This window comes from Peribacillus deserti (assembly GCF_002863585.1).
Taxonomy (GTDB): domain Bacteria; phylum Bacillota; class Bacilli; order Bacillales; family DSM-1321; genus Paraperibacillus; species Paraperibacillus deserti_A.
Genome location: NZ_PGUY01000003.1, coordinates 72,052 through 98,554 on the forward strand (window position 1 = coordinate 72,052; position 26,503 = coordinate 98,554).

The following is a 26,503-nucleotide window of genomic DNA, read 5'->3' on the forward strand; positions in this document are numbered from 1 at the left end:
TTAGTAGAAAAGATAGAAATCAGAGGTCTGATGACTAGGACAATGTCTTTGGAGGAACGTTCATGCCTATTAAGCTGGATAATCGGCACTTGTATCTGCAAGTAATCGACAGAATTAAACAGGATATTGAATCAGGAGTGTATAAAGAGAAAGAGAAACTGCCTTCTGAATTCGATCTTGCAAAACAGCTGGGAGTAAGCCGTGCAACACTTAGGGAAGCTCTTAGAATCTTGGAAGAGGATAACGTAATCATCCGCCGCCATGGCGTAGGTACCTTCGTCAATGGCAAGCCATTGTTTACATCTGGGATCGAACAGCTTAACAGTGTGACAGGAATGATTCAGAATGCAGGTATGAATCCTGGAACTATTTTCCTAGATTCATATACTCAGGAGCCGACAGAGGAAGATCAGCGGAATTTGTCGCTCGGGAAAGAAGATGCGATGTCCGTTATTGAGCGGGTAAGGACAGCCAATGGGGAGCCTGTGGTTTATTGCATTGATAAGATTTCAGAAGCTATTCTGAAGCCTGATCTTTCACACAGGGAAGAATCACTTCTAGCCCTGATTGAAAAGGAATCATCCATTACCATTACATATGCAATCGCACACATTGAGCCGATCGGTTATCACGAGAAGATATCCCCGATTCTCAATTGTGACCCAGAAACTGCTCTCCTTGTACTGAAACAGACCCACTATGACGCAAAGGACAATCCTGTGCTCTTTTCGGTCAACTACTTTAAAGCTGACAAATTCAGCTTTCATGTCCTTCGAAAAAGGGTATGAAACAGTAGATCCTGAAATATCTTTATAATCTACTAATTCACAAAAAAATGGGGGGTATTATCCTTGAAAAAGCGTAAATTTGGTTTGGCACTGTCGCTAGTATTGGCAGCTGGAACTATGCTTGGGGCTTGTGGAAAGAAAGACGATACAAACGGTGCTGAGGGCGGCAAGAAAGATGCGTTCACAGTTGGTATGGTTACAGATGTCGGCGGTGTAGATGATAAATCATTCAACCAATCCGCTTGGGAAGGCCTGCAGAAATTTGGTGCAGACAACGGCCTCGAAAAAGGCAAGGATGGCTTTAACTACTTGCAATCCAAATCCGATGCTGATTATATAACAAACCTTACAACCTTATCACGACAAAAATTTGACCTTGTATACGGTATTGGTTTCCTAATGCAGGACGCGATCACAAAGGTTGCGGACCAGCGCAAGGATACTGAATTCGCTATTGTGGATGCAGTAGTTGAAAAGCCAAACGTTGCAAGTATTACATTTAAAGAAAACGAAGGTTCTTTCCTTGTTGGTGTTGTAGCAGGTCTTACAACTAAAACAAACAAAGTCGGCTTTGTCGGCGGAGTGCAGGGAGCCCTGATTGAAAAATTCGAAAGCGGATTTAAAGCAGGTGTAAAATCTGTTAATCCAAAAGCTGAAGTTCTTACTAAATATACAGGTGCTTTTGATAAGCCAGACCTTGGACAGGCAACTGCCAACTCCATGATCAAATCTGGTGCAGACATCCTGTTCCATGCAGCAGGAGGAACTGGAATCGGTATGATTAACGAGATTAAATCGGTTAAGCAAAAAGATCCTAGCAAAGAAGTTTGGGCAATCGGTGTAGACCGTGACCAGGCTCCTGATGGTAAAATTGATGCTGATACGAACATTATGCTGACTTCTATGGTTAAACGCGTTGATATTGCTGTACAAGACGTTGCGAAAAAAGCCCAAGATGGCGATTTCCCTGGCGGAAAAGTTACAGAATATGGTCTTGATCAGAACGGTGTAGGCATTGCACCAACGAAAGACAATGTTTCCAAAGAAGCACTTAAGGCTGTTGAAGAATGGACAGCAAAAATCAAATCTGGAGAAGTTAAAGTTCCTGCAACTCCTGCAGAACTTAAAAACTTCAAATAAGTTAACCTTCTATATAAAGGAATATAGGGCTGGCAGGTCCAGCTCTGATATTCCTTTATTTTTGGGTAAAAAACTTTAAAAACTAAATGAAAGACTGTAAGCATCGTTACAGTTTTTCCTTTGATTTTTAAGATCAAGAGAAAGAGAACAACCCTAAAAGGACCATAAATCCTATTAAAAGGAGATGAAAACTAAGTGGAATACGTGATCGAGATGCTCAATATCCGAAAAGAATTTCCTGGGATTGTAGCAAATGACAATATAACTCTTCAGGTGAAGAAGGGAGAAATCCATGCCCTGCTGGGGGAAAATGGAGCAGGAAAATCTACACTGATGAACGTTTTGTTCGGACTTTATCAGCCGGAAAAAGGCGAGATTCGAGTAAATGGCAAACAGGTGAATATAACAGATCCCAATGTAGCCAACAGCTTAGGGATAGGGATGGTCCACCAGCACTTCATGCTGGTGGACAAGTTTACCGTCACAGAGAATATCATTCTGGGGAATGAGCCTTCTAAAGCCGGTAAAATCAACATGAAGGAAGCCATCAGAGAAGTCAGGAAGCTTTCTGAGCAATATGGTTTAAGCGTTGATCCTCAAGCAAAAATTTCCGATATCTCAGTTGGAATGCAGCAGCGGGTTGAAATCTTGAAAACTCTGTACAGAGGTGCTGAAATTCTAATCTTTGATGAGCCTACAGCTGTGTTAACTCCTCAAGAGATTAAAGAACTGATAGGAATCATGCGTACCCTGATCAATGAAGGGAAATCTATTATTCTTATAACGCATAAGCTGAAGGAAATTATGGATGTCTGTGACCGTGTAACGGTTATCCGAAAAGGAGTGGGGATTGGCACGGTCAATGTATCCGAGACAAATCCTAATGAACTTGCAAGCCTTATGGTTGGACGGGATGTTGTATTTAAAACAGATAAAACAGATGCAGCTCCTAAAGAGACCGTACTTGACATTAAGGACTTAGTGGTAAAGGACTCCAGGGGAGTCGCTGCCATCAATGGCCTGTCTTTAGAGGTAAGGGCCGGAGAAATTATCGGGATAGCAGGGGTAGATGGAAATGGACAGACGGAGTTGATCGAAGCCATTTCTGGTCTCAGAAAGTCTGAATCAGGTACGATTTCTTTAAATGATAAGGAAATACAAAACTTGAAACCCCGGAAAATTACGGAATCAGGTCTAGGCCATATCCCGCAGGATCGTCATAAACATGGACTTGTTCTGGACTTTCCGATTGGAGAAAATATGGCGCTCCAGACTTACTATAAGAAGCCTTATTCCAGAAGCGGAATCTTAAATTATAAAGCGATATATGAAAAAGCGCGGACGCTCATCCAAGAATTTGATGTCCGTACTCCGACTGAATATACGCTTGCAAGAGCTCTCTCAGGCGGAAACCAGCAAAAGGCTATCATTGGCAGGGAAGTGGACCGCGACCCGGATTTGCTGATTGCAGCACAGCCGACACGCGGCCTGGATGTTGGGGCCATTGAATTTGTCCACAAGCGTCTTATTGAACAAAGAGACCGCGGCAAAGGCGTACTGTTAATTTCTTTTGAGCTTGAAGAGGTTATGAATGTGAGTGACCGGATTGCCGTTATTTATGAAGGCCGAATTGTTGCAATCGTCGATCCTAAACAAACAACTGAACAAGAGCTTGGATTGCTAATGGCAGGCAGTAAGGTAAGCGGGAAAGAAGGTGAGCATTCTCATGTCTAAGAGATTTACAAATATAATCATACCTATAGTAGCGGTTTTACTGGGATTGATTGCTGGAACAATCATTATGCTGGCTTCCGGATATGATCCTATCGCAGGTTTCTCAGCTTTATTCTACGGAATGTTTGGGGAGGTCTTTTATGCCGGTGAAACAATCCGTCAAGTAACGCCTTATATTCTGTCGGGGCTGGCGGTTGCTTTTGCTTTCCGTACAGGCTTATTCAATATAGGTGTTGAAGGCCAGGTACTAGTAGGATGGCTTGCGGCTGTCTGGGTTGGTTTGGCGTTCGATCTGCCGAAGATTATTCATCTTCCGCTTGCCATCCTTGCAGCAGCAGCAGCAGGGGCTGTCTGGGGATTTATCCCGGGTTTTTTAAAGGCACGTTTCCGTGTACATGAAGTTATCGTATCGATCATGATGAACTATATAGCACTTCATATCGCTAATAATATTATCCGTACAGTTCTTTCAGATAATGGCGACCGTACGCCAGATGTACCTTCTTCGGCTTTGCTGAAGTCGCCGCTTCTTGAAGAGATGACAGATTTCTCAAGACTTCACTGGGGTATTTTAATCGCCTTGTTTGGGGCGTTCCTCATGTGGTTTATTTTAGAAAAAACGGTTAAAGGATACGAATTACGATCTGTAGGCTTTAATCACCATGCCTCGGATTATGCGGGTATGAATGTTAACCGAAATATCATCATGGCCATGGTGATTTCAGGAGCTTTTGCCGGTGTGGCTGGTTCTATGGAAGGACTCGGGACCTTTGGCTACGCATCTGTAAAAGGCGGATTCACCGGTATTGGATTTGACGGTATCGCTGTTGCTTTATTAGGTGGAAATACTTCTGTAGGTATCATTCTTTCTGCCATCCTTTTCGGGGGATTAAAAGTAGGTGCCCTTAATATGCCGCTTGAGACAGGGATTCCCCCGGAACTGGTTGATATCGTTATTGCATTAATCATATTTTTTATTGCTTCCAGTTATATTATACGCTGGGCGCTTACCCGGATTAATAAGAAGGGGGCAAAGTAAGTGAGCTTCTATCAAGTACTTCAAATTATCGTTCCTTCGATGATCTTCCTTGCTACACCTCTGATATTTACTGCCCTTGGCGGTGTATTTTCGGAAAGATCCGGTGTTGTTAACATCGGTCTAGAAGGACTTATGGTCTTTGGCGCATTCGCAGCTATCGTTTTTGATTTGACTTTCGCGGATACCTTTGGTGCCTTGACACCATGGCTGTCCCTCGTTGTGGCAGTGATTGCTGGAGCTGTTTTCTCGCTGTTCCATGCAGTGGCTTCCATTACATTTAAGGCAGACCAGACAGTCAGCGGTGTAGCTCTAAACTTCCTCGCGCTGGGTCTGGCAATGTTTCTGGTAAAGTTAATATATGACAAGGGTGAAACGGACAGTGTAACCGTTACGTTTCCAAAAGTGGACGTCCCATTGTTAAGTGATATTCCCGTTTTAGGTCCTTTGTTCTTCAGTGATGCTTATTATACATCGTACATTGCAATAGCTTTAGCTGTACTTGCATGGTATGTAATCTATAAAACTTCATTCGGTCTTCGCCTCCGTTCTGTAGGTGAGCACCCGATGGCCGCAGATACAATGGGGATCAATGTCACAAAAATGAGATATGTCGGAGTCATGATTTCCGGAGGACTTGGTGGACTTGGAGGCGCAGTTTTTGCTCTGACAGTCACAAATAATTTCGGACATGCCACGATAAGCGGACAGGGTTTCATGGCACTCGCTGCCATGATCTTTGGTAAGTGGCATCCAATCGGTGCTTTAGGTGCAGCTTTATTCTTTGGATTTGCGCAAAGTTTAAGTATCGTCGGTTCGGGACTTCCCTTTTTCAAGGATATCCCAAACGTATACCTGCTGATTGCACCATATGTGCTTACCATTCTAGCTTTAACAGGTTTCATTGGCCGCGCCGATGCTCCTAAAGCATCAGGACAGCCTTATGAAAAAGGAAAAAGATAATCAAGTTAGCTCTTTTCTAAAAGATTGTTGTTTTTTTAATAGTTCTGTGAACCTGTCCTATTGTGCAGGTTGATTGGAACGTAAGGTGCGAGACTCCTTGATCCAGCTACAAGCTGAGACCCTCGAGTCATAAGCCAATCCGTCTATGGGGAGAAAAGCACTCCCCACAGCCGGCTCGTCTTATGCTTGTCGGGTCTCTGCCTGCCGATTTGTTTAGAATTTTATATTAATTGGGATTATCACTGAGGGTTTAATATTTATATGTTGGGCAGGCACCGCTTTCCGCTTTTCTGTGCGGGAGCAGCGGGTATTGTCCGGCTCCAGCGCCTAGACCCTCGAGTCATAAGCCAATCGGTCCATGGAAAGGAAAACCGCTTTCCACGGCCCGCTTGTCTTATGCTTGGCTAACGCACGAAGCACAGGATGTGCGAGCCAGGCGTGGCCACAGGACGTGGCGTTCGAGCGTGGTAAGCGCGACTAAGCTTCTGTCTTCGCTAACGCTCGTCAATCAGCAAGTCTTCTTTATCGGGTCTGAACAAGGCGCTTCCGCTTTTCGATCAGGTGAGTCCCACAGGCGAAGCCGAGGAGGCTCAGGCGCCCGCCCCGCGGAAAGCGAGAATCCTCACGTTCCAATCACCCCCCTTGTTCAATAACAAAACTTTGCAAAAACAGCCATCACTTAAAACAGCTCAGAACCGATTTGGTTTTGAGCTGTTTTTTTGCGGGAATAGAGAGCTTTCAGGGTCTGACTATATAAATTAACGTGTATAATGAGAGTGGATGAACAAAATTGGTTAAAATAGTCTTAAAGAGAAAAAATAGGTTATCATAATGATATTATTTTGGTGTTTAAAAGGAGGACTATTCTATTGGCTATAATCAATGAAGTGATCAAACAAAAGCCAGGCTATAAACTTCATATTGTCAATACCGGCAAATATAAAACAAATACATTTGTATGGAAAATGAAAGCTCCGCTGCAAAAGGAAACAGTGACTAAGCGATCGCTTTTTCCTTATGTTCTTCAGAGCAATACAAAGAACTATCCTTCAACAACGGTCTTACGCTCGTATTTAGATGACCTGTATGGAGCCAGTTTATTTGTAGATCTCTCAAAAAAGGGAGAATATCATATCATTACTTTTACACTTGAAATAGCCAATGAAAAATTCCTCACCGACCCGGCTCCGCTTTTGGAAAAAGGAATGGGACTACTGGCAGAGGTGCTTTTCGATCCAAATGCTTCCGAGGACTCGTTCGATGCAAGCACAGTGAACAATGAAAAGCGTACCTTAAAGCAGAGGATTCAGTCTTCTCGTGATGATAAGATGCGCTATTCCGCAAACCGGCTCGTTGAGGAAATGTGCAAAAACGAGCCATACGCCCTAGATCCGAATGGGGAGCTTGAAGAAATTGATGCCATTACGCCAGAATCTCTTTATCAATATTACCAGCAGGCTCTGCTTGAAGACGAGCTTGATTTTTATGTAATTGGAGATGTACAGGAAGGTGAAGTGGAAACCGCGGCAGACAAATTATTTAAGCTGCAGGACCGTACACCGCAGATCAGCTCAGAAACGGCTAAGAAAGAAATCAATGAGGTAAACGAAGTAATAGAACGGCAGGATATTAAACAAGGCAAGCTGAATATCGGCTACCGCACGAACATTGTATACGGGGACAGCAAGTATTATGCCCTTCAGATGTTCAACGGCATTTTTGGCGGATTTTCACATTCCAAGCTGTTTATTAATGTGCGGGAAAAAGCGAGCCTTGCCTACTATGCATCTGCAAGGATCGAGAGCCATAAAGGTTTATTGATGGTCATGTCAGGCATTGAAAACAAAAATTATGACCAGGCGGTTACCATTATTAAAGAGCAAATGGAAGCAATGAAAAAAGGGGACTTTACAGAAGACGAAATTTCGCAGACAAAAGCGGTCATCCGTAATCAAATGCTTGAAACAATCGATATTGCCCGCGGTTTGGTCGAGATCCTCTATCATGGTGTCGTCTCAGGAGTCCCTGTTCAAATGGATGAGTGGCTTGAAAAAACAGATGCCATTACCCATAGCGAAATTGTTGAAGCCGCACAAGAGATCGAACTGGATACCATTTATTTCTTAACCGGAATGGAGGGACAATAATATGGAGAAAATACCTTTTGCCCAATTGGATGAAGAATTATACTACGAAAAAATGGATAATGGTTTAAGTGTGTATATACTGCCTAAAAAAGGATTTAACAAAACATACGCAACGTTTACAACAAAGTACGGATCGATTGATAATCATTTCAAGCCGCTGAACGAGGACGAAAGTATTCAGGTACCGGACGGAATCGCCCACTTCCTGGAGCATAAGCTGTTCGAAAAAGCAGATGGCGATGTGTTCCAGCAATTCAGCAAGCAGGGTGCATCGGCTAATGCCTTTACATCCTTCACAAGAACCGCCTATCTTTTTTCCTCTACCTCTGATGTGGAGAAGAACCTGGAGACCCTTATCGATTTCGTACAGGATCCTTATTTTACAGAAAAGACGGTTGAGAAAGAAAAGGGAATTATCGGACAGGAAATCAACATGTATGATGACAATCCCGACTGGCGGCTGTATTTTGGACTGATTGAAAACATGTTTAAAAGCCATCCGGTTAAAATTGATATAGCCGGCACAATCCCGTCCATCGCTGAAATTACTGATAAGCTTCTGTATAAATGTTATGAAACCTTCTATCACCCAAGCAACATGCTGCTGTTTGTAGTAGGTCCGGTGGATGTAGAGCAGATCATGAACCAGATCCGAGATAACCAGTCCAAAAAAGATTATAAGGATCAGCCGGAAATCGAGCGCAGTTTCCCTGATGAACCGGTTGAGGTGGCTGAAAAGCGGAAAGTTCTTAATATGAACGTCCAGACTTCAAAATGCCTTCTCGGAATAAAGGCGATCGATACCGAACAAACCGGCAACGACATGCTGAAGAATGAACTGGCCGTCAATGTCCTGCTCGATATGCTCTTCGGTAAAAGCACGAAAACTTATGAAGAGTTATATAATGCAGGCTTAATCGACCAGACGTTCTCGTACGATTATACGCAGGAGTTTGGATTTGGATTTGCAATGATCGGAGGCGATACCGACAATCCGGATCAATTAGAAGAGAAACTAAGGGGCTATCTGCTGGCTGCAAAAAACGGGGGAAGCATAAGTGAAGATGCCCTCAGCCGCACGAAAAAGAAAAAAATTGGCGCTTTTCTCAGAGCATTGAATTCACCTGAGTACATAGCCAACCAATTTACCAGATATTCGTTCAACGAAATGAATTTATTCGATGTACTCCCGGTCCTCGAGCAAATATCAATAGAAGACATCAAAAACACGGCTTCACGGCTTATCGATGAAAGCCGTATGACCGTATGCCAGGTCGTTCCTAAATAATCTGCCGAAAGAAGCCCGCCTGCGGCTTCTTTTTTTGGCGCATGGATTGACTTCACTATTTTTACATAGGTAAAGTGGGATATAAGCATTCGGATATAGGGGGAATAGTTTTGGAGAAATATGCATTGATAACAGGTGCCAGCGGAGGCATCGGGCGATCGATCGCACAAAAACTTGCATCAGAAGGGTACTCGCTTTACTTGCATTACCATACAAATGAGAAAGCAGTCACTGAATTAATGGCGGAGCTGGATTCATTTGAGATAGAGCTCATCCCTATCCAGGCTGATTTATCTTCGAAAGATGGATATCTTCACCTGGCGAACAACATATTTTCTTTGGACGCGATCGTACTGAACAGCGGCAGCAGTGTCTACGGGCTCGTGACCGAAATGGAAGAGCACACAGTCCAGCAAATGGTGCAGCTGCATGTGACCACTCCATTTCTCATCAGCAAGATGCTCCTTCCCAAGCTCATGAACAAAAAACAGGCAGCCATTGTGGCCATCACTTCGATTTGGGGACAGACCGGCGCATCCTATGAAGTTCTTTATTCCATGGTAAAAGGAGCTCAAAACGCCTATGTTAAAGCCCTGAGCAAAGAACTCGCCCCAACAGGCATCCGGGTAAACGCCATAGCACCCGGCGCCATTTCCACCCCCATGATGGAAGACTTCAGCCCAGAAGACCTGCTGAACCTTCAAGCCGAAATCCCCATGGGACGTATGGGAACTCCCGGGGAAATAGCCGAGACCGCAGCCTTCCTGCTATCGGACAAAGCATCCTACATGACCGGGCAGATCTTGGGGGTGAATGGGGGATGGTATACTTGAAGGCGGAGAACGGTGCTTTTCTATGAAAGTTCCTCCTAAGCACAATGATGAAGGAGTCATTTGTGAACTCAGAATATTATGAAAAGCAGACACCTGAAAGGCAATAAGACAAGCGGCAGCGAAAGGCCGCTTTTGCCTTTTGATGGCGATTGGCTTATGACCGAAGGTGTAAGTTCGCAGCTGGACAACTAGAAAAGCGGAGGCCGGTGCTTTTCAGGAAGGCTTGATAGGGGCATAATGATAAAGTAACTTAAGTTCGGAGCTGGACAACTAATAAAGCGGAGGGGCAGTGCTTTTTAGGAAGGGCTTGACAGGGGCACAATGATAAATAACTTAATGCAAATCGTTCAGATAATGAAAAGCAGCTACATGAAAGGCATATGACTGGAGGCAGGCGAAGGCTGTTTTTACCTTTTGATGGCGATTTACCTATTACCAAGGAGTCACAGTCTGGAGCAGGAGATATCCGGTATTCTTAAGGAGGAATAATCCGCACGAATTGAAGGTTGAGCTGCACTTGTACAAAATTTCTCAGTTTTGGAGTGAAAAAAAAGCAAAACAAGCAGGTATTTTAGGTGTTGTATGAAAAAATCCCATCCAAGAAATCTAAAACCATTCGATTTCTAAGGATAATTTATGACTTTTGCTTATTTACATAAGACCGCCAGCAGGTTTATGCTTATGTTTCCGTACTTTATGCTTATGTTTCGAGACTTTATGCTTACCTTTGACAACTTTATGCTTATGTTTAAGACCTTTATGCTTATCCTTGTGAAACCTATGCTTAAGTTGAGGGTGTTATGCTGATGTGTCCGTTCTTATGCTGATTAACTGACCATTATGCTTATGTAGCAAACTTAGGAGCATATGAACGAAAAGCCATCCATCTTCAAAACCCTTGACTAGCATATATCCGATGCCGCTGCTTATATCCCCGTGTAAGCTCCTATTAATTGACCGCATAATATTTGCAGCCGCCGCACATACCGAGCAATCTCTTTGGTTGTATTGGCTGGCTTTTCAATTAACAAGAGGAAAAAACGCTTTTTATGATTTGTGTGGATTTTTAAACATACTAGTTCTGCGGCAAAATTGAAGTTGTTCGCTCAAAAAAGCATATTTCATGCGTCAAAGTCAGGTTAATATGCGTCTTAGCTGCTGGCGTCATGCAACCTATCTCCAGCCAAACGTGTCAATTTTTAATTTCTGATCCAAATCCGGAAATCATCCAAAAATTTTTTTCCTAAAACATGAATGAATCACTGAGAACCTTCACACACTATGTTTGACTTAAACAATAGAAGGGATGATTGTACATGTCAGTTTTACAAAACTGGGAAGAATGGAAAGGTTTTTTAGGAAGCAGATTAAATCATGCACAAAATGAGGGAATGGACCAATCAGTTGTTTCTAATATGGCTTACCAAATTGGCGGCTACCTTGCTAAGCAGGTTGACCCTAAGAATGAGCAGGAGAGAGTTCTGGCTGATCTTTGGTCTGTAGCTTCTGAAGATGAAAAGCATGCAATTGCTAATATGATGGTTAAACTTGTTGAGAATAACGGAACAGAATCTAAATAATTTAATATGCAGCAAACCAAGTCTGGCTTCATCTTGAAGCCGGACTTTATTTTATTTAGAGATCAGATTTACTAGTACCTGCAAACCAAATTTTTCCTTACAAAATGAGTCCTGCTTCAGATAATAAAATGAAGCAGGACTCATTTTTTTTAGGAAGTTTCGGCTAACGAAATTCCTTATAATAAAAGGATTTTTTATATCATTTTCCTTTTAACTTAATAGAAAATCATATATTATAGTAGAAGCTAGAAAAATAAAGCCGAAAGCTGTCGCTGTCGAGGAGGAGTGGTTTTATTGGATAATAAAGAATGGTACTTTGAATATGAAATACAAAAAAACCGTCCTGGACTGTTAGGTGACATTTCTTCTTTGCTTGGTATGCTATCGATTAATATCGTAACAATAAATGGAGTCGACGAAGGCAGACGGGGTCTGCTGCTGTTAGCACAGGATAGCAAAAACATACAGCGGCTGGAATCTATTCTGCAGACGATGGACACGATAAAAGTAATTAAACTAAGAGAGCCTAAACTCCGTGACAGATTAGCTGTCAGACACGGGAGATACATACAAAGAGATGCCGATGACAAGAAAACGTTCAGGTTTGTCCGCGATGAGCTTGGATTGCTGGTTGACTTTATGGCCGAGCTTTTTAAGCAGGAGGGCCATAAGCTGATCGGGATCAGAGGCATGCCGCGCGTTGGGAAAACGGAATCTATCGTTGCTTCAAGTGTTTGTGCAAATAAGAGATGGCTGTTTGTTTCATCTACCCTTTTAAAACAAACGATCCGGAGCCAGCTGATAGAAGATGAATATAGCGAAAACAACCTATTTATTCTGGATGGAATTGTATCCACAAGAAGAGCCAATGAACGGCATCTGCAGCTTGTGCGGGAAATCATGCGCCTTGATGCGGTAAAAGTGGTGGAACATCCAGATATTTTTGTTCAGAATACGGAATACTCTCTTGAAGATTTTGATTATATTATTGAGCTTAGAAACGACCCTGAAGAAAAGATTACGTATGAAGTAGTAGATCAAAGCCATGAATTTGGAGAATCTGATTTCGGCTCTTTTGACTTTTAAAATGGTGGTGGTAGTGTGACAGAGTTAGGTATCAGACTGAAGGAAGAAAGGGAAGCTAAGGGCCTGAGCTTAGATGACCTGCAGAAAGTTACAAAAATCCAGAAACGGTATCTGGTAGGCATTGAAGAGGGAAATTATGATATGATGCCTGGGAAATTTTATGTCCGCGCTTTTATTAAGCAATATGCCGAAGCGGTCGGCCTTGAACCTGAGGAGATTTTTGAAGTATATAAGAACGATATACCCGTTACATATAATGAAGAGCTGCCACAGCAGCTATCCCGGGTTCAAACAAGAAAAATGGTTGCTCCCAGCAATTCCAAGGTGCTTGAAGCTCTGCCGAAAATCCTTGTCAGCCTCTTTGTAATCGGTGCAGCCGTACTGGTCTGGGTGCTTGTGTCGAAAAGCTCAAATGATCCGACGAGCAATAAAGTGGACGAGACAAACCAGCCGGTAAATTACGAAGAAAGCAAAGATTCTCCGCTGAAAAAGAAGAACGGTACGGCTGAGAAAGATGCAAAAAAAGAAAAGGAAAAGAAAGCTGCCGAACAGACCAAACCCGAGCAGGAAGTTAAGCCGGAAATTAAGGTTGTAAATTCAGAAGGCCGTAATTCCACGTTCTCCCTGAATCATGCAAAAGATTTCAAGCTGAAAGTGTTATCGACAGGGGAAACCTGGGTAAACATTAAAAACAGCCAGAATAAATCCTTGTACCAGGGCATTCTAACCAAGACTCAAAGCAAGGAATTCGATTTAACTAAGGATCCTGAAGCTAACCTGGTGATTGGAAATACAACGCAGACTGAGATTTACATCAATGGTGAAAAGCTTCAGTATGCTGTTTCTCCTCAAAGCTCGGTATCCCAGAACATTAAAGTTCAATTTAAGCCCGTACAATAGTCATCTTATGATGGCTATTTTTCGCTTATATAAGTAAAAATAGATATAATAGAGAAGAATGTTGAATTTTGGAGGTTTTTCTGTGAATTTACCTAATAAGATTACTGTTTCACGAATTTTATTAATTCCTATCTTTATGCTGATCATGCTGCTCCCGACTAATTGGGGCGAACTGCATGCCGCTGGCGAATCGATTCCTGTCAATCATTTGATTGGAGCAATCATTTTTATCATTGCTTCTACTACGGACTGGATTGACGGCTATTATGCCAGGAAGCTGAACCAGGTGACGAACCTGGGCAAATTCCTTGATCCGCTTGCTGACAAATTACTGGTTTCTGCTGCGCTAATCATTTTAGTAGAACTAAATGATGTGTATGCTCCGGCTTGGATTATCATTGTGATCATCAGCCGCGAGTTTGCCGTAACGGGACTAAGGCTCATCTTAGCTGGAACGGGAGAAGTAGTTGCAGCGAATATGCTTGGTAAAATTAAAACATGGGCGCAGATCATTGCGGTTTCAGCGCTTCTTCTTCATAATCTGCCGTTCGAATGGATTAACCTTCCATTTGATAAAATTGCCCTATGGGTAGCGCTGATCTTCACAATCTGGTCTGGCTGGGATTACTTTGATAAAAATAAGGGAATATTTAAAAACTCAAAGTAAATAAAGGGAGTTAATAGATATGAACGCAGAGATCCTTGCAGTTGGCTCTGAGCTTCTCCTGGGCCAAATCAATAATACAAACGCTAAATTCTTGTCAAAGCAGCTGGCTGAGCTGGGCATCAACGTCTACTTTCATACCGTGGTAGGAGATAATTCTGACCGGTTAAAAAGTGCCCTTTCGATTGCCGAGTCGCGTTCTGACTTGATCATCCTTACCGGCGGGCTTGGCCCGACTAAGGATGATATGACGAAAGAGACGATATCCTGGCATTTATCCCTGCCTTTAGTAACGGATCAAAAGGCAATGGATTCAATCGAGGACTATTTCAAAAAAACAGGGCGGGAAATGACAGAGAATAATAAAAAGCAGGCTCTTGTCCTAGATGGATCTGAGGTTCTGCCAAATGATCACGGGATGGCACCGGGCATGCTTGTAGAAAAAGGAAAAACTTCGTACATGCTGCTGCCAGGACCTCCGAAAGAAATGGAACCCATGTTCATTGAATATGGTTTTAAAAAGCTGTTAGACAAACTGGATATACAAGAACGGATTGATTCCAAAGTACTTCGTTTCTTTGGGATCGGCGAATCCTTGCTCGAAACCAAAATTGAAGATCTGCTGGAAACTCAAACAAATCCAACCCTTGCACCACTTGCAGCCGATGGGGAAGTTACATTAAGGATTACGGCAAAGCACGCTTCGAAAGAAAAGACCCAGCAGCTTATTGCTGACATGGAGAAGGAAATTCTTTCGAGGGTAGGAGAATACTATTACGGTGATGATGAAACATCATTAATGAAAGAAGTAGTAAAAGAGCTGAGCAGCAAAAGGTATACCATCTCCGCAGCGGAAAGCCTGACCGGCGGAATGTTTCAGGAAGAACTGACTGCCATTCCGGGTTCAGGGCTTATCTTAAAGGGCGGAATCGTGAGCTATACCAATGAAGCAAAGATGAAGCTGTTAAAAATTAAAGAAGAAACGATCAACACCTATGGAGTCGTGAGTGAAGAATGCGCGAGAGAAATGGCTGAAAACGTGAGATCACTTGTTGATTCGGATGTTGGGATCAGCTTTACCGGTGTTGCAGGCCCCGATTCCTTAGAAGGCCATCCGGTCGGTACGGTGTTTATTGGTATTGCTATTAAAGACAGCAAGACTGTCTGCAAAAAACTCAATCTATCGGGAAGCAGGGCAGGGAATAGAATCCGTACAGTCAAATGGGGCTGCCACTATCTATTAAAAGAACTCGGCCTGCATCCAAACAGCTGATTATCATGCCTGTCAGAAATGACAGGCATTTTCTTTTATCTATGGCTTTATTTCATTGGTGATTTTTGGCACAATGCTGATCTTCGCTGCAGGCGCGAGACTCCTGCGCGAAAAGGGGCAGCAGTCTCGCGCATGCGTTTAATGCCGGGGAGGTCCCCGGCCGCCCGACGAAAGCGAATCCTTTTGCTGCAACCAACTAATCGGCAAGTTTAAGAGAGTTTTTATTTATAAAGGCCAAATCTCTGTTTTTTGTACATTTTGGTAGAGAAAAAGGCTTTTCCCTTAAGTGGAAATGGGAATATGAAATAGATTAGCCCTTTAAAAAAAGGCGAATAAATGTTCGATTTTTTACTTGTCAAACGACCGGAAGTGGTATATAGTTAAGATAGGTTTTGAGATGAGAAATGCTTTAAAAACAACTGGAATTTCAACTATTAACCTACATAGATGGTTAATGTATATATAAAGGAGGAACTTTTGTGAGTGATCGTCAGGCAGCCCTTGAAATGGCATTGAAACAAATAGAAAAGCAGTTTGGTAAAGGTTCCATTATGAAATTGGGAGAGCAGACGGACCGTGAAATTTCAACTATATCCAGCGGATCTCTTGCTCTGGATGTAGCCCTTGGAGTCGGCGGCTATCCTCGCGGCCGGGTTATTGAAATTTACGGCCCGGAGAGCTCAGGTAAAACGACAGTTGCGCTTCATGCAATTGCAGAAGTACAGGCTAATGGAGGACAAGCAGCATTTATTGATGCTGAACATGCCTTGGATCCTGCCTATGCCCAAAAGCTTGGAGTTAACATTGATGAACTTCTTCTTTCTCAGCCGGATACCGGTGAACAGGCATTAGAAATCGCTGAAGCGCTGGTTCGAAGCGGCGCGGTAGATATCATCGTCATTGACTCTGTAGCTGCTCTTGTTCCAAAAGCTGAAATTGAAGGGGAAATGGGAGATTCACACGTCGGTCTTCAAGCGCGTTTAATGTCACAGGCACTCCGTAAGCTGTCTGGGGCTATCAACAAATCCAAAACAATTGCGATCTTCATTAACCAGATTCGTGAAAAAGTCGGCGTAATGTTCGGTAACCCTGAGACTACTCCTGGTGGACGTGCATTAAAATTCTATTCTTCGGTCCGCCTGGAAGTAAGACGTGCAGAAGCCTTGAAACAAGGTAATGATATTATGGGTAACAGGACCAAAATTAAAGTAGTTAAAAACAAAGTAGCTCCTCCGTTCCGTGTGGCGGAAGTAGATATTATGTACGGAGAAGGCATTTCCCGTGAAGGTGAAACGATTGATATGGGTTCAGACCTGGATATCGTTCAAAAAAGCGGATCATGGTATTCTTATAATGAGGAAAGACTGGGCCAGGGACGTGAGAATGCGAAGCTGTTCCTAAAAGAAAACCCTGAGCTTCGTGACGAAGTGAGACAAAAAATCCGTGACCATCATGGTTTAGATGGAGACCATGTTGCTCCTGAAGATGCCGATGACCAGGAAGAACTTAACCTAATAGATTAATTGAAACAGGACTTGAAACTTGGATTTCAAGTCCTTGATTTATACATAAAGTGACAAAAAGTGCTGTTTATAAAACGTGGTGAGGCAGCGCAAGATAACTATTTCCAAAAAATACAGTCAATTAGCGGTTTCATAAAGTACTAACCCTTGACAATAAATTTCCTCAGGCTTACAATTAACATGTATATTTTACATTTTTTCAAATAAGTGAAATGATGAAAAAAAGCCTTTGTGCTGTATATTGAAGTTATGTAACAATGTACATGCCGACATTCACATTTAACAAAAAACAAGTTCATAGCAAGAGGAGGTGTTACGATGGAACCCATTACAATCATCTCCATTTTGCTTGGCCTATTCGTCGGTGCAGTTGTTGGCTATTTTGTTCGAAAATCCATAACGGAGAACAAGATTGCCGGGGCAAAAGTTTCTGCAGAACAGATTATCGAAGATGCAAAACGAGAAGCTGATTCTAAAAAGAAAGAAGCCCTGTTGGAAGCTAAAGATGAGATTCATAAGCTTCGTTCTGACGCTGAAAGGGATGTGCGCGAACGAAGATCTGAATTACAAAAACAAGAAAACCGTTTATTACAAAGAGAAGAGAATCTGGACCGTAAAGATGAAACGTTAAATAAACGCGACATGCTTTTAGAAAAGAAAGACGATTCTCTAAACCAAAGACAACAGCATATTGAAGAGATGGAAAGCAAAGTGGACGAAATGGTTCGCACTCAACAAGTCGAATTGGAGCGTATCTCCGGACTTACTCGCGAGGAAGCCAGATCTATCATTATTGACAAGGTAGAAAAAGAATTGGCTCACGATACCGCACTTATTATTAAAGAAAGTGAAATCCGAGCGAAAGAAGAGGCTGATAAGAAAGCCAGGGAAGTTCTTTCTCTTGCGATCCAAAGATGCGCAGCAGACCACGTAGCGGAAACAACCGTTTCAGTAGTCAACCTTCCTAATGATGAAATGAAGGGACGCATTATTGGCCGTGAAGGACGTAACATTCGTACCCTTGAAACTCTAACAGGAATAGATCTTATCATTGATGATACTCCTGAAGCAGTTATTTTATCAGGGTTTGACCCAATTAGACGTGAAACAGCCCGTATCGCTCTGGACAATCTTGTTCAGGATGGACGGATCCATCCAGCCCGTATTGAAGAGATGGTGGATAAAGCAAGACGTGAAGTGGATGAACACATCCGTGAAATTGGTGAACAGACCACCTTTGAAGTGGGCGTTCACGGGCTCCATCCAGATCTCATTAAAATTATGGGCCGCTTGAAGTTCCGAACAAGCTACGGCCAGAATGTATTAAAACATTCAATGGAAGTTGCCTTTTTATCAGGTCTGCTTGCAGCTGAGCTGGGTGAAGATGAAACCCTGGCCCGCAGAGCAGGATTACTGCATGATATAGGAAAAGCGATTGACCATGAAGTAGAAGGAAGCCATGTGGAAATCGGCGTGGAGCTTGCTACTAAATATAAGGAACATCCTGTTGTTATTAACAGTATTGCTTCCCATCATGGCGATACTGAACCAACTTCTATCATTGCCGTGCTGGTTGCTGCAGCAGATGCTTTATCAGCTGCGAGACCGGGTGCAAGAAGCGAGACTTTAGAGAACTATATCCGCCGCCTTGAAAAGCTGGAAGAAATCTCAGAATCCTATGAAGGTGTTGAGAAATCCTTTGCCATTCAAGCAGGCCGTGAAGTTCGGATCATGGTCCGCCCAGAAGCGATTGATGATCTGGAAGCACATCGATTGGCGAGAGATATTCGCAAACGTATTGAAGAAGAGCTCGATTACCCAGGACACATCAAAGTAACGGTGATCCGGGAAACCCGCGCTGTTGAATACGCTAAATAAAAGAGTGGCATCTGCCACTCTTTTTCCATTTTGGCTATGTTAAAGCACTTTGTTGATTTAACACTATGTTTCGGATAAGCGTGCCACCTGCGAAAAGCGGATCAAGGGAGCCACCCGGACGCTTCAATCGTTGGCGGGGCTGCATAGATAGGGGGACTGCCGCGGATAGCGGGCACCCGAAGCTGCTTCAACTCGTTTAACAGTGCTTCCGTGTAAAACGGGTATAGAATGGATAATGATGTAAAAAAATAATTTAAAAATGCTGATATGGAAAGTAATTTCCGTTTAGAAAGGGATAGATATGAGAATTTTGTTTGTTGGTGACGTAGTAGGATCGCCTGGAAGAGATATGATTAAAGAATATGTTCCGAGGCTGAAAGAGAAATATAAGCCCCAAATCACCATCATTAATGGAGAAAATGCTGCTGCCGGAAGAGGAATTACCGAGAAAATCTACCGCCAGTTCTTAGAGAATGGTGCCCAGGCCGTTACATTAGGCAACCATTCATGGGATAATCGAGATATCTTTGAATTTATCGATAATGCGAAATACCTCGTTCGTCCTGCCAACTTTCCTGAAGGAACGCCGGGAGAAGGAATCAAGTTTCTAAAGTATAACCAATCAGAAGTAGCGGTGATCAGTCTTCAGGGCCGGACGTTTATGCCTGAATTGGACTGCCCCTTTAGGAAGGCTGACGAATTGGTAGAAGCAGCCAGAAAGCGGACTTCGATTATTTTTGTAGACTTCCATGCTGAAGCTACCAGTGAGAAACAGGCTATGGGCTGGTATTTAGATGGCAGGGTGTCTGCAGTAGTCGGGACACATACACATGTTCAAACCTCAGACAATCGGATCCTGCCAGGAGGAACAGCTTACCTGACGGATGTCGGAATGACTGGCCCGTATGATGAGATTCTTGGTATGGGAAGAGAAGCTGTGATCAAAAGATTCTTGACCAGCATGCCAGTCCGATTTGAAGTGCCTTCAGAAGGAAGAACGATTCTAAGTGCTGTGATCATTGACTTGGATCCGAAAACAGGCAAAGCCAAGAAAACGGAACGAGTTTTAATCAATGAAGACCATCCTTTTTTTAGTTAAGCTCTTTTCTAAAAGATTGTTGTTTTTTAATAAGTTTTGTTACATCACCCTATAGTTAAATCAGGTTGATTGGAGTGTAAGGTGCGAGACTCCTTGATCCAGCTACAAGCTGAGACCCTCGAGTCATAAGCCGAACCGTCCATGCGGAGAAAAGCACTCCCCACAGCCGGCTCGTCTTATGCTTGTCGGGTCTCTGCCTGCCAATTTGTTTAGAATTTTATATCTATTGGGATTTTCACTAGCGTTTAATATTTAAATGTTGGGCAGGCATCGCTTTCCGCTTTTCTGTGCGAGAGCAGCGGGCATTGTCCAGCTCCAGCGCCTAGACCCTCGAGTCATAAGCCAATCGGTCCATGGAAAGGAAAACCGCTTTCCACGGCCCGCTTGTCTTATGCCTGGCTAACGCACGAAGCACAGGATGTGCGAGCCAGGCGGGGCCACAGGACGTGGCGTTCGAGCGTGGTAAGCGCGACTAAGCTTCTGTCTTCGCTAACGATTGCCACTCAGCAAATCTTCTTTATCGGGTCTGAACAAGGCGCTTCCGCTTTTCTATCAGGTGATACCCCGCAGGCGAAGACGAGGAGGCTCACCGCCCGCCCCTAAGGTCCGCGAGCATGCCTTGCGCTCCAATCAACCTCTTGTTCAATAGCAACAAAGTTTGCGAATACAGCCTTTAGTTAAGAAGTTCAAACCAGAATTTCAACAAAAAGTTGAAGATATTTAATAAACAGCATCAGATTTCGCTCGCCAGTGAAAATCTCATGCTGTTTTTACGTTTACAAGACCTCGCCAGACAGCTTTAGCATGACTCCTTCACCCATTGCTCCCAGGTTACCATTCCTCGTTTTTGTTCACCATTCGTATTTTTCCCGTCCTTTATTGCTTTAAATAGTGAATTAGGCACATATGAAACGGGGAGAAGCAGCGATTTAGGCTGTCTATATTGCTTCCAAATAGCATACATTTCCTTAAAAGTAAGTATTTCAGGACCGCCAAAATCATCGACGTGACCTTGAGGCGGCGATTGGCACACCTTTACCAAAAATGAGGCAACTTCGTCGACATCAACGCTTTGGCATCTTAACGGTGCAGGTAAAACAGATAGTGGAAATTTAGTTAAGGCTCGAAACAATTGATCTATAAAAGAATGGAACTGTGTCGCCCTGAGGATCGTGTATGGAAGACCGCTCACCTTTATAAGCCTTTCCGCTTCAAGCTTTGATTGATAGTAAGCCATAGGCATCGATTCGATACCTACTATAGAAGGAAATATCAAATGCTTGATTTCGTAGTCTTTACATGCTTTGATCAGCCTTCTTGTTCCCTCAACATCTACCGCTCTAGAGTTTTTAAGGGGGCTCGTGGCCGCATGTAAAACAACATCTACATCCGATATAGTATTTTGCAATCCCCTCCCTGACTCTAAATCTAATTCTGTCCATTCAGCAGTAAAGGTTTGTGGTTGATGGCGGCTGGCGATTCGGACGTCTAGGTTCTGTTTTACCGATTGTTTTAAAAATGAACTCCCTAAAGTTCCGGTTCCTCCTGTGACTAGAATCTTCATAGCTATCCTCCTCCGAAAGGAAAAATAAATCTAAGTATCACTATATTTTAATGGAGAATCCGTATAGAGATTCCCAGAAATGATGAAATTCACTAAATCTCCTTAAATCCCCAGTGGTGAATGTAGGAGTTATAAGAATCAAAATGAAATAGCGTTCGGTTGAACAATGGATAAATGGAATAGACGAATTTCATGGACAAGGAATACAGGGCTATTTCTATGAATATAGTGAAAGTGAGTCAGATTATCCTGGTGCAGACGCCCGGACTACATAAGAAGGATGTTTGTCACTCGATAAGATAACGATCGTTCCATGGTCTAGGCTTTTGGAACGAAGTTTACTAAATACCTGTTGAACATAAGCAATAGGTATGGGATAAAACAAGGAGGAGCTAGGGAATGGAAATATTAAAGGTTTCAGCAAAATCTAATCCCAATTCTGTAGCAGGCGCACTTGCGGGTGTATTGAGGGAAAGAGGGGCCGCAGAGATTCAGGCGATCGGTGCTGGTGCGTTGAATCAAGCGGTAAAGGCAGTAGCGATTGCACGAGGATTTGTAGCACCTAGTGGAGTGGACTTGATTTGTATTCCTGCCTTTACCGATATTTTGATAGACGGAGAAGAACGGACAGCTATTAAACTGATTGTAGAACCCCGATGAAAAAAATGCCTGCTTGCATGGTTTGCAAGCAGGCATTTGTGATTCTCCCGTCGAAGAATATAAATAAGATTTTAAGCAGGTTATCCAAAAGGAACAAAAGTTTTCTGTAAAGTCTCACTTTTCAGAATAATGAGTTGATTTTTTGGCGCTCTGAGGCTAGAATTGAATCGTTTAGTACACACCTTCCAAAACAATTTTGATGCAGTTTTAGGTTGAACGTACAACACACTTCCAGGTCACTTGCCGGCATACATACCTAGAAAAGTTCTTGATTCTTTGGAAAACGAGTACTACTTTTCGTATGAGTTTACCATTTATGTGAGTTTAAAAGGGGTGTAAGGACATGATCAATCAGCTTTCATGGAAAGTTGGCGGTCAACAGGGTGAAGGTATTGAAAGTACAGGAGAAATTTTCAGTATTGCTCTTAATCGTCTAGGCTATTATTTATACGGCTACCGTCATTTTTCGTCTCGTATCAAGGGCGGCCATACCAATAATAAGATCCGGGTCAGCACCACTGAAACCCGGTCCATTGCAGATGATTTAGATATCCTTGTTGCATTCGACCAGGAAACCATCGATGTGAATTACAAAGAACTTAACAAAACAGGCATTATCATTGCAGATGCCAAGTTCAAGCCTGTCAAACCAGACGATAGTGGTGCTGCTCTTTATGTCATCCCATTTACAGAGATGGCAGCAGATCTAGGGACATCCTTAATGAAGAACATGGTCGCCGTTGGTGCTTCGTCAGCAGTTCTAGGCTTGGACATTCATGTGTTTAATGAAGTAGTTGAAGAAATTTTTGGCCGGAAGGGTGCCCAGATTGTTCAGAAGAACCTGGAAGCAATCCGTGAAGGCTATGATTATATGAAAGCGCTGCTAGGAAATAACCTGGGTACGCTCCAGCTTGCAAAAGCGGATGGGCAGAAGCGGTTATTCATGATTGGAAACGACGCAATCGCCCTTGGAGCCTTAGCGGGTGGCTGCCGGTTCATGGCTGCCTATCCAATAACACCGGCTTCAGAAATCATGGAATACCTGATTAAGAAACTGCCTCCACTTGGCGGTACCGTGATTCAGACAGAAGATGAAATTGCGGCCTGTACCATGGTAATAGGTGCGAATTATGCAGGTGTCCGTGCCTTAACGGCTTCGGCAGGGCCGGGGCTATCGCTGAAAATGGAAGCGATCGGCCTTTCTGGGATTACCGAAACACCGCTCGTGATTGTGGATACCCAGCGTGGCGGTCCCTCTACCGGGCTGCCGACCAAACAGGAACAGTCTGACCTTATGGCTATGATTTACGGTACGCATGGAGAAATTCCTAAGATCGTCATGGCGCCGAGCACGGTGGAAGAAGCCTTTTATGATACGGCAGAAGCATTCAATCTTGCTGAGGAATATCAATGTCCGGTTATCATTTTATCAGATTTGCAGCTGTCGCTTGGGAAGCAGACGGTACATCCGCTGCAATTTGATAAAGTGGAAATACGGAGAGGCAAGCTCGTGACTGACCCTATACCGGAAGCGGTGGACAAATCTTATTTTAAAAGATATGAAGTGACAGAGGATGGCATTTCTCCGCGCGTGCTTCCAGGAACGAAGAATGGCATCTTCCATGTAACCGGGGTAGAGCACGACGAAACCGGCAAGCCTTCGGAGGTAGCATCAAACCGGAAGCAGCAAATGGATAAACGGATGAGAAAAACGAAAAACATCCGCTTCGATACACCCGTTCATAAGAATTGTAAGCATGATGATTCTGACTTACTGATTGTCGGCTTCAACTCGACCCGCGGTGTAATTGAAGAGGCAATGGACCGGCTTGAACAGGAAGGGATCAAGGTAAACCATGCCCATGTGAGGCTGATCCATCCGTTTCCTTCAGCCGAAATGCTGCCGCTTGTCAGCAATGCGAAAAAAGTGGTAGTCATTGAGAATAATGCGACCGGTCAGCTGGCAAATATTTTAAAGATGAATGTGGGACATGCAGATAAAATCACAAGCATCCTAAAATACGATGGAAATCCATTCCTGCCGCATAATGTTCATACCGAGTGTAAGGAGCTGTTTGAATATGGCAACATTTAAGGAGTTTCGTAATAATGTAAAACCAAACTGGTGTCCGGGCTGCGGGGATTTCTCCGTCCAGGCTGCGATCCAAAGAGCAGCGGCTAATGTCGGCCTTGAGCCTGAAGGACTTGCCATCGTATCTGGGATAGGCTGCTCCGGCCGTATTTCAGGCTATATTAATTCATATGGATTCCATGGGATTCACGGACGCTGTCTGCCGATTGCACAGGGTGTGAAAATGGCGAACAGGGACTTGACCGTCATCGCATCCGGGGGCGACGGGGATGGCTTTGCGATCGGAATGGGGCACACTGTCCATGCAATCCGCCGCAATATCGATATCACTTATATCGTGATGGATAACCAGATCTATGGACTGACAAAAGGACAGACTTCACCGCGGTCCGCCGCCGGGTTTAAAACAAAATCGACGCCTCAGGGGTCGATTGAACCGGCGCTTTCTCCGATGGAGATGGCGCTGACGGCAGGTGCTACCTTTGTCGCCCAAAGCTTTTCAACCGATCTTAAAGAGTTAACCGCAATCATTGAGGCTGGCATCAAGCATAAAGGATTCTCTCTTATCAATGTATTCAGTCCCTGTGTCACCTATAATAAGGTCAATACATATGACTGGTTCAAAGAGAATCTCACAAAGCTTGGCAGTATAGAAAACTACGACCCGTCCAGCCGGGAAATGGCCATGCAGACACTAATGGCCCATAACAGCCTGGTTACGGGAATCATCTACCAGGACCCGCAGCGTAAGTCGTATCAAGAGCTGATTCCTGGATACGGAGAAACACCGCTCGCACATTCTGAACTACAATTGGATCAGGATCATTTTGATAAGCTGGCAGCTGAATTTATGTAATTAAACTTGGAACCTCTGATGGAAATATCGGAGGTTTTTACCATTTAATGTACGCAAAATGATTCCGCTTACAAATTTCTGAAAAAAATAAAAAATAATTTTTCCTTCATGCTCACTTGTCCTATTGGAGAGGACAGAGATATTTACACTCATTCTCGCATAATGGTAAACTATGATTATATCAAGGCTCAAATAGTTTCCTTTTAAAGGAGAGTGTGCACGATGAATGGAAAGATGAAAGCACTGGTGAAGCACCATAGAGGGTTCGGTGCTGAACTTCGAATGGTAGATATTCCACAGATCCAGGAAGATGAGGTACTGATCAAGGTAAAAGCAACGTCCATCTGCGGTACAGATGTACATATATATACTTGGGATGAGTGGTCCCAAAGCAGGGTAAATCCGCCGTATGTGTTTGGGCACGAATTCTCAGGTGAAGTGGTTGAAATCGGGTCGAAGGTGACAAGTGTAGAAATCGGTGATTTCGTCTCTGCGGAAACGCACATAGTATGCGGGAGCTGTCCGCAGTGCCTTACAGGCCAATATCATATTTGTAAAAACACAAAAATTATCGGTGTAGATACAGGGGGCTGCTTTGCAGAGTATGTTGCCCTTCCGGCAGTGAACCTCTGGAAGAATCCAAAAGACATGCCGGTTGATACAGCTTCTGTCCAGGAGCCGATGGGAAATGCCGTCCATACCGTGCTCGCTGGCGAAACGGCTGGTAAAACCGTAGCAGTCATAGGCTGCGGTCCGATCGGAATCATGGCCGTTGGAGTAGCGAAAGCAGCTGGAGCGTCCCAGGTGATCGCCCTTGATTTAAATGATTATCGTTTAAATCTCGCGAAGGAGATGGGTGCAACAACGATTATTAACTCTGCAAAAGAAAATCCGCTTGAGGTGATTGATGCGCTGACGGGCGGAAATGGAGTAGATGTGGTTTGCGAAATGAGCGGCCACCCTATAGCGATGAATCAGGGCTTCAAGATGGTCACAAATGGCGGAAGAGTTTCCATTTTAAGCCTGCCGGTCCGTCCTGTCGAAATCGATGTGACCAATGATATCGTCTTTAAAGGTGTCACTGTCCAGGGAATAACCGGCCGTCAGATGTTCAAAACCTGGCAGCAGGTTTCTAACCTGCTGGCATCAGGGCAGGTCGATGTAAAGCCAATGATCACACACCATTTCCCGCTGGAAGAGTTTGAAAAAGGCTTTGATTTAATGATAAAAGGCGAGTGCGGCAAAGTGGTGCTTCAGCCTTAAAAACGGGAAGCTCTGTTAAAGGCGGAAGGCACGTGAATCCTGCCAGGGCCAGGGAGAGTACCCTTGGTGTCTCAGCAGGAGCGCTCCCAAAGCAGGTGCCATCGTTTGGAATCAACAGTAGTCATTCCAACTCAAA

21 protein-coding genes are annotated in these 26,503 nt (G+C 43.7%); 20 read left to right on the forward strand and 1 reads right to left on the reverse strand.

Translation table 11 applies throughout. From position 1 onward, the window contains the following. Positions 1 to 62 precede the first annotated feature (62 nt). From CUU66_RS01750 to CUU66_RS01825, 16 genes are all read left to right on the forward strand, one after another. Positions 63 to 788: a GntR family transcriptional regulator gene (locus CUU66_RS01750; RefSeq protein ID WP_101639965.1), complete on the forward strand. Its 726-nt coding sequence runs from the start codon at positions 63 to 65 to the stop codon at positions 786 to 788. Between the two features lie 63 nt (positions 789 to 851). Beyond that, positions 852 to 1,928, forward strand: a complete 1,077-nt coding sequence (locus CUU66_RS01755; protein ID WP_101639966.1) for a BMP family lipoprotein — start codon at positions 852 to 854, stop codon at positions 1,926 to 1,928. A gap of 195 nt (positions 1,929 to 2,123) precedes the next feature. Next, complete coding sequence (locus CUU66_RS01760) at positions 2,124 to 3,662, forward strand: ABC transporter ATP-binding protein (RefSeq protein ID WP_101639967.1); 1,539 nt, start codon at positions 2,124 to 2,126, stop codon at positions 3,660 to 3,662. Next, positions 3,655 to 4,701, forward strand: coding sequence for an ABC transporter permease (locus tag CUU66_RS01765; RefSeq protein ID WP_101639968.1), 1,047 nt, complete (start codon positions 3,655 to 3,657; stop codon positions 4,699 to 4,701). Before CUU66_RS01760 ends, CUU66_RS01765 begins: the two co-directional genes overlap by 8 nt. Continuing rightward, entirely contained in the window at positions 4,702 to 5,661 is a 960-nt protein-coding gene (locus tag CUU66_RS01770) for an ABC transporter permease (RefSeq protein ID WP_101639969.1), read from the forward strand. Positions 5,662 to 6,530: 869 nt separating this feature from the next. Then, complete coding sequence (gene yfmF / locus CUU66_RS01775; RefSeq protein ID WP_101639970.1) at positions 6,531 to 7,808, forward strand: EF-P 5-aminopentanol modification-associated protein YfmF; 1,278 nt, start codon at positions 6,531 to 6,533, stop codon at positions 7,806 to 7,808. A gap of 1 nt (position 7,809) precedes the next feature. Then, complete coding sequence (gene yfmH / locus CUU66_RS01780) at positions 7,810 to 9,096, forward strand: EF-P 5-aminopentanol modification-associated protein YfmH (RefSeq protein ID WP_101639971.1); 1,287 nt, start codon at positions 7,810 to 7,812, stop codon at positions 9,094 to 9,096. A 110-nt stretch (positions 9,097 to 9,206) separates the two neighbouring features. Then, entirely contained in the window at positions 9,207 to 9,929 is a 723-nt protein-coding gene (ymfI, locus tag CUU66_RS01785; protein WP_101639972.1) for an elongation factor P 5-aminopentanone reductase, read from the forward strand. A gap of 1,316 nt (positions 9,930 to 11,245) precedes the next feature. Beyond that, on the forward strand, positions 11,246 to 11,509 hold the full coding sequence (locus tag CUU66_RS01790; RefSeq protein ID WP_101639973.1) for a DUF3243 domain-containing protein: 264 nt from the start codon (positions 11,246 to 11,248) through the stop codon (positions 11,507 to 11,509). A 294-nt stretch (positions 11,510 to 11,803) separates the two neighbouring features. Further along, the gene (locus CUU66_RS01795) at positions 11,804 to 12,595 is read left to right on the forward strand and encodes a YmfK family protein (protein ID WP_101639974.1); all 792 of its coding nucleotides are present in this window, start codon (positions 11,804 to 11,806) and stop codon (positions 12,593 to 12,595) included. A gap of 15 nt (positions 12,596 to 12,610) precedes the next feature. Next, entirely contained in the window at positions 12,611 to 13,495 is an 885-nt protein-coding gene (locus CUU66_RS01800) for a helix-turn-helix domain-containing protein (RefSeq protein ID WP_101639975.1), read from the forward strand. A gap of 58 nt (positions 13,496 to 13,553) precedes the next feature. Next, a complete protein-coding gene (gene pgsA / locus CUU66_RS01805) occupies positions 13,554 to 14,162 on the forward strand; it encodes a CDP-diacylglycerol--glycerol-3-phosphate 3-phosphatidyltransferase (RefSeq protein ID WP_257967872.1) in 609 nt (202 codons plus the stop codon). A 19-nt stretch (positions 14,163 to 14,181) separates the two neighbouring features. Beyond that, the gene (locus tag CUU66_RS01810; RefSeq protein WP_101639977.1) at positions 14,182 to 15,432 is read left to right on the forward strand and encodes a competence/damage-inducible protein A; all 1,251 of its coding nucleotides are present in this window, start codon (positions 14,182 to 14,184) and stop codon (positions 15,430 to 15,432) included. Positions 15,433 to 15,911: 479 nt separating this feature from the next. Beyond that, complete coding sequence (gene recA, locus CUU66_RS01815; RefSeq protein ID WP_101639978.1) at positions 15,912 to 16,955, forward strand: recombinase RecA; 1,044 nt, start codon at positions 15,912 to 15,914, stop codon at positions 16,953 to 16,955. A 318-nt stretch (positions 16,956 to 17,273) separates the two neighbouring features. Continuing rightward, on the forward strand, positions 17,274 to 18,833 hold the full coding sequence (gene rny / locus CUU66_RS01820) for a ribonuclease Y (RefSeq protein ID WP_101639979.1): 1,560 nt from the start codon (positions 17,274 to 17,276) through the stop codon (positions 18,831 to 18,833). Between the two features lie 301 nt (positions 18,834 to 19,134). Next, positions 19,135 to 19,932, forward strand: coding sequence for a TIGR00282 family metallophosphoesterase (locus CUU66_RS01825; RefSeq protein WP_101639980.1), 798 nt, complete (start codon positions 19,135 to 19,137; stop codon positions 19,930 to 19,932). A 799-nt stretch (positions 19,933 to 20,731) separates the two neighbouring features. Here CUU66_RS01825 and CUU66_RS01830 read toward each other — a convergent pair. Further along, the gene (locus tag CUU66_RS01830; protein ID WP_101639981.1) at positions 20,732 to 21,496 is read right to left on the reverse strand and encodes an SDR family oxidoreductase; all 765 of its coding nucleotides are present in this window, start codon (positions 21,494 to 21,496) and stop codon (positions 20,732 to 20,734) included. Positions 21,497 to 21,895: 399 nt separating this feature from the next. Here CUU66_RS01830 and spoVS point away from each other — a divergent pair, with 399 nt between their 5' ends. From spoVS to tdh, 4 genes are all read left to right on the forward strand, one after another. Further along, a complete protein-coding gene (gene spoVS / locus CUU66_RS01835; RefSeq protein WP_003211281.1) occupies positions 21,896 to 22,156 on the forward strand; it encodes a stage V sporulation protein SpoVS in 261 nt (86 codons plus the stop codon). 343 nt (positions 22,157 to 22,499) lie between these two features. Continuing rightward, the gene (locus CUU66_RS01840; protein WP_101639982.1) at positions 22,500 to 24,251 is read left to right on the forward strand and encodes a 2-oxoacid:acceptor oxidoreductase subunit alpha; all 1,752 of its coding nucleotides are present in this window, start codon (positions 22,500 to 22,502) and stop codon (positions 24,249 to 24,251) included. Further along, positions 24,238 to 25,104, forward strand: coding sequence for a 2-oxoacid:ferredoxin oxidoreductase subunit beta (locus tag CUU66_RS01845; RefSeq protein ID WP_101639983.1), 867 nt, complete (start codon positions 24,238 to 24,240; stop codon positions 25,102 to 25,104). Before CUU66_RS01840 ends, CUU66_RS01845 begins: the two co-directional genes overlap by 14 nt. Positions 25,105 to 25,326: 222 nt before the next feature. Next, positions 25,327 to 26,367 carry an L-threonine 3-dehydrogenase gene (gene tdh, locus CUU66_RS01855; protein ID WP_101639985.1) on the forward strand — a complete coding sequence of 347 codons (1,041 nt, stop codon included), beginning with the start codon at positions 25,327 to 25,329 and terminating at the stop codon, positions 26,365 to 26,367. The last annotated feature ends 136 nt before the right edge of the window (positions 26,368 to 26,503 follow it).

What these genes read in the sequence shown, in the direction of transcription:
- CUU66_RS01750 (WP_101639965.1), top strand. Translation starts at nt 63, where the DNA reads ATGCCTATTAAGCTGGATAATCGGCACTTGTATCTGCAAGTAATCGAC.
- CUU66_RS01765 (WP_101639968.1), top strand. Translation starts at nt 3,655, where the DNA reads ATGTCTAAGAGATTTACAAATATAATCATACCTATAGTAGCGGTTTTA.
- yfmH (WP_101639971.1), top strand. Translation starts at nt 7,810, where the DNA reads ATGGAGAAAATACCTTTTGCCCAATTGGATGAAGAATTATACTACGAA.
- CUU66_RS01790 (WP_101639973.1), top strand. Translation starts at nt 11,246, where the DNA reads ATGTCAGTTTTACAAAACTGGGAAGAATGGAAAGGTTTTTTAGGAAGC.
- pgsA (WP_257967872.1), top strand. Translation starts at nt 13,554, where the DNA reads ATGTTGAATTTTGGAGGTTTTTCTGTGAATTTACCTAATAAGATTACT.
- CUU66_RS01810 (WP_101639977.1), top strand. Translation starts at nt 14,182, where the DNA reads ATGAACGCAGAGATCCTTGCAGTTGGCTCTGAGCTTCTCCTGGGCCAA.
- rny (WP_101639979.1), top strand. Translation starts at nt 17,274, where the DNA reads ATGGAACCCATTACAATCATCTCCATTTTGCTTGGCCTATTCGTCGGT.
- CUU66_RS01825 (WP_101639980.1), top strand. Translation starts at nt 19,135, where the DNA reads ATGAGAATTTTGTTTGTTGGTGACGTAGTAGGATCGCCTGGAAGAGAT.
- CUU66_RS01830 (WP_101639981.1), bottom strand. Translation starts at nt 21,496, where the DNA reads ATGAAGATTCTAGTCACAGGAGGAACCGGAACTTTAGGGAGTTCATTT.
- spoVS (WP_003211281.1), top strand. Translation starts at nt 21,896, where the DNA reads ATGGAAATATTAAAGGTTTCAGCAAAATCTAATCCCAATTCTGTAGCA.
- CUU66_RS01840 (WP_101639982.1), top strand. Translation starts at nt 22,500, where the DNA reads ATGATCAATCAGCTTTCATGGAAAGTTGGCGGTCAACAGGGTGAAGGT.
- CUU66_RS01845 (WP_101639983.1), top strand. Translation starts at nt 24,238, where the DNA reads ATGGCAACATTTAAGGAGTTTCGTAATAATGTAAAACCAAACTGGTGT.
- tdh (WP_101639985.1), top strand. Translation starts at nt 25,327, where the DNA reads ATGAATGGAAAGATGAAAGCACTGGTGAAGCACCATAGAGGGTTCGGT.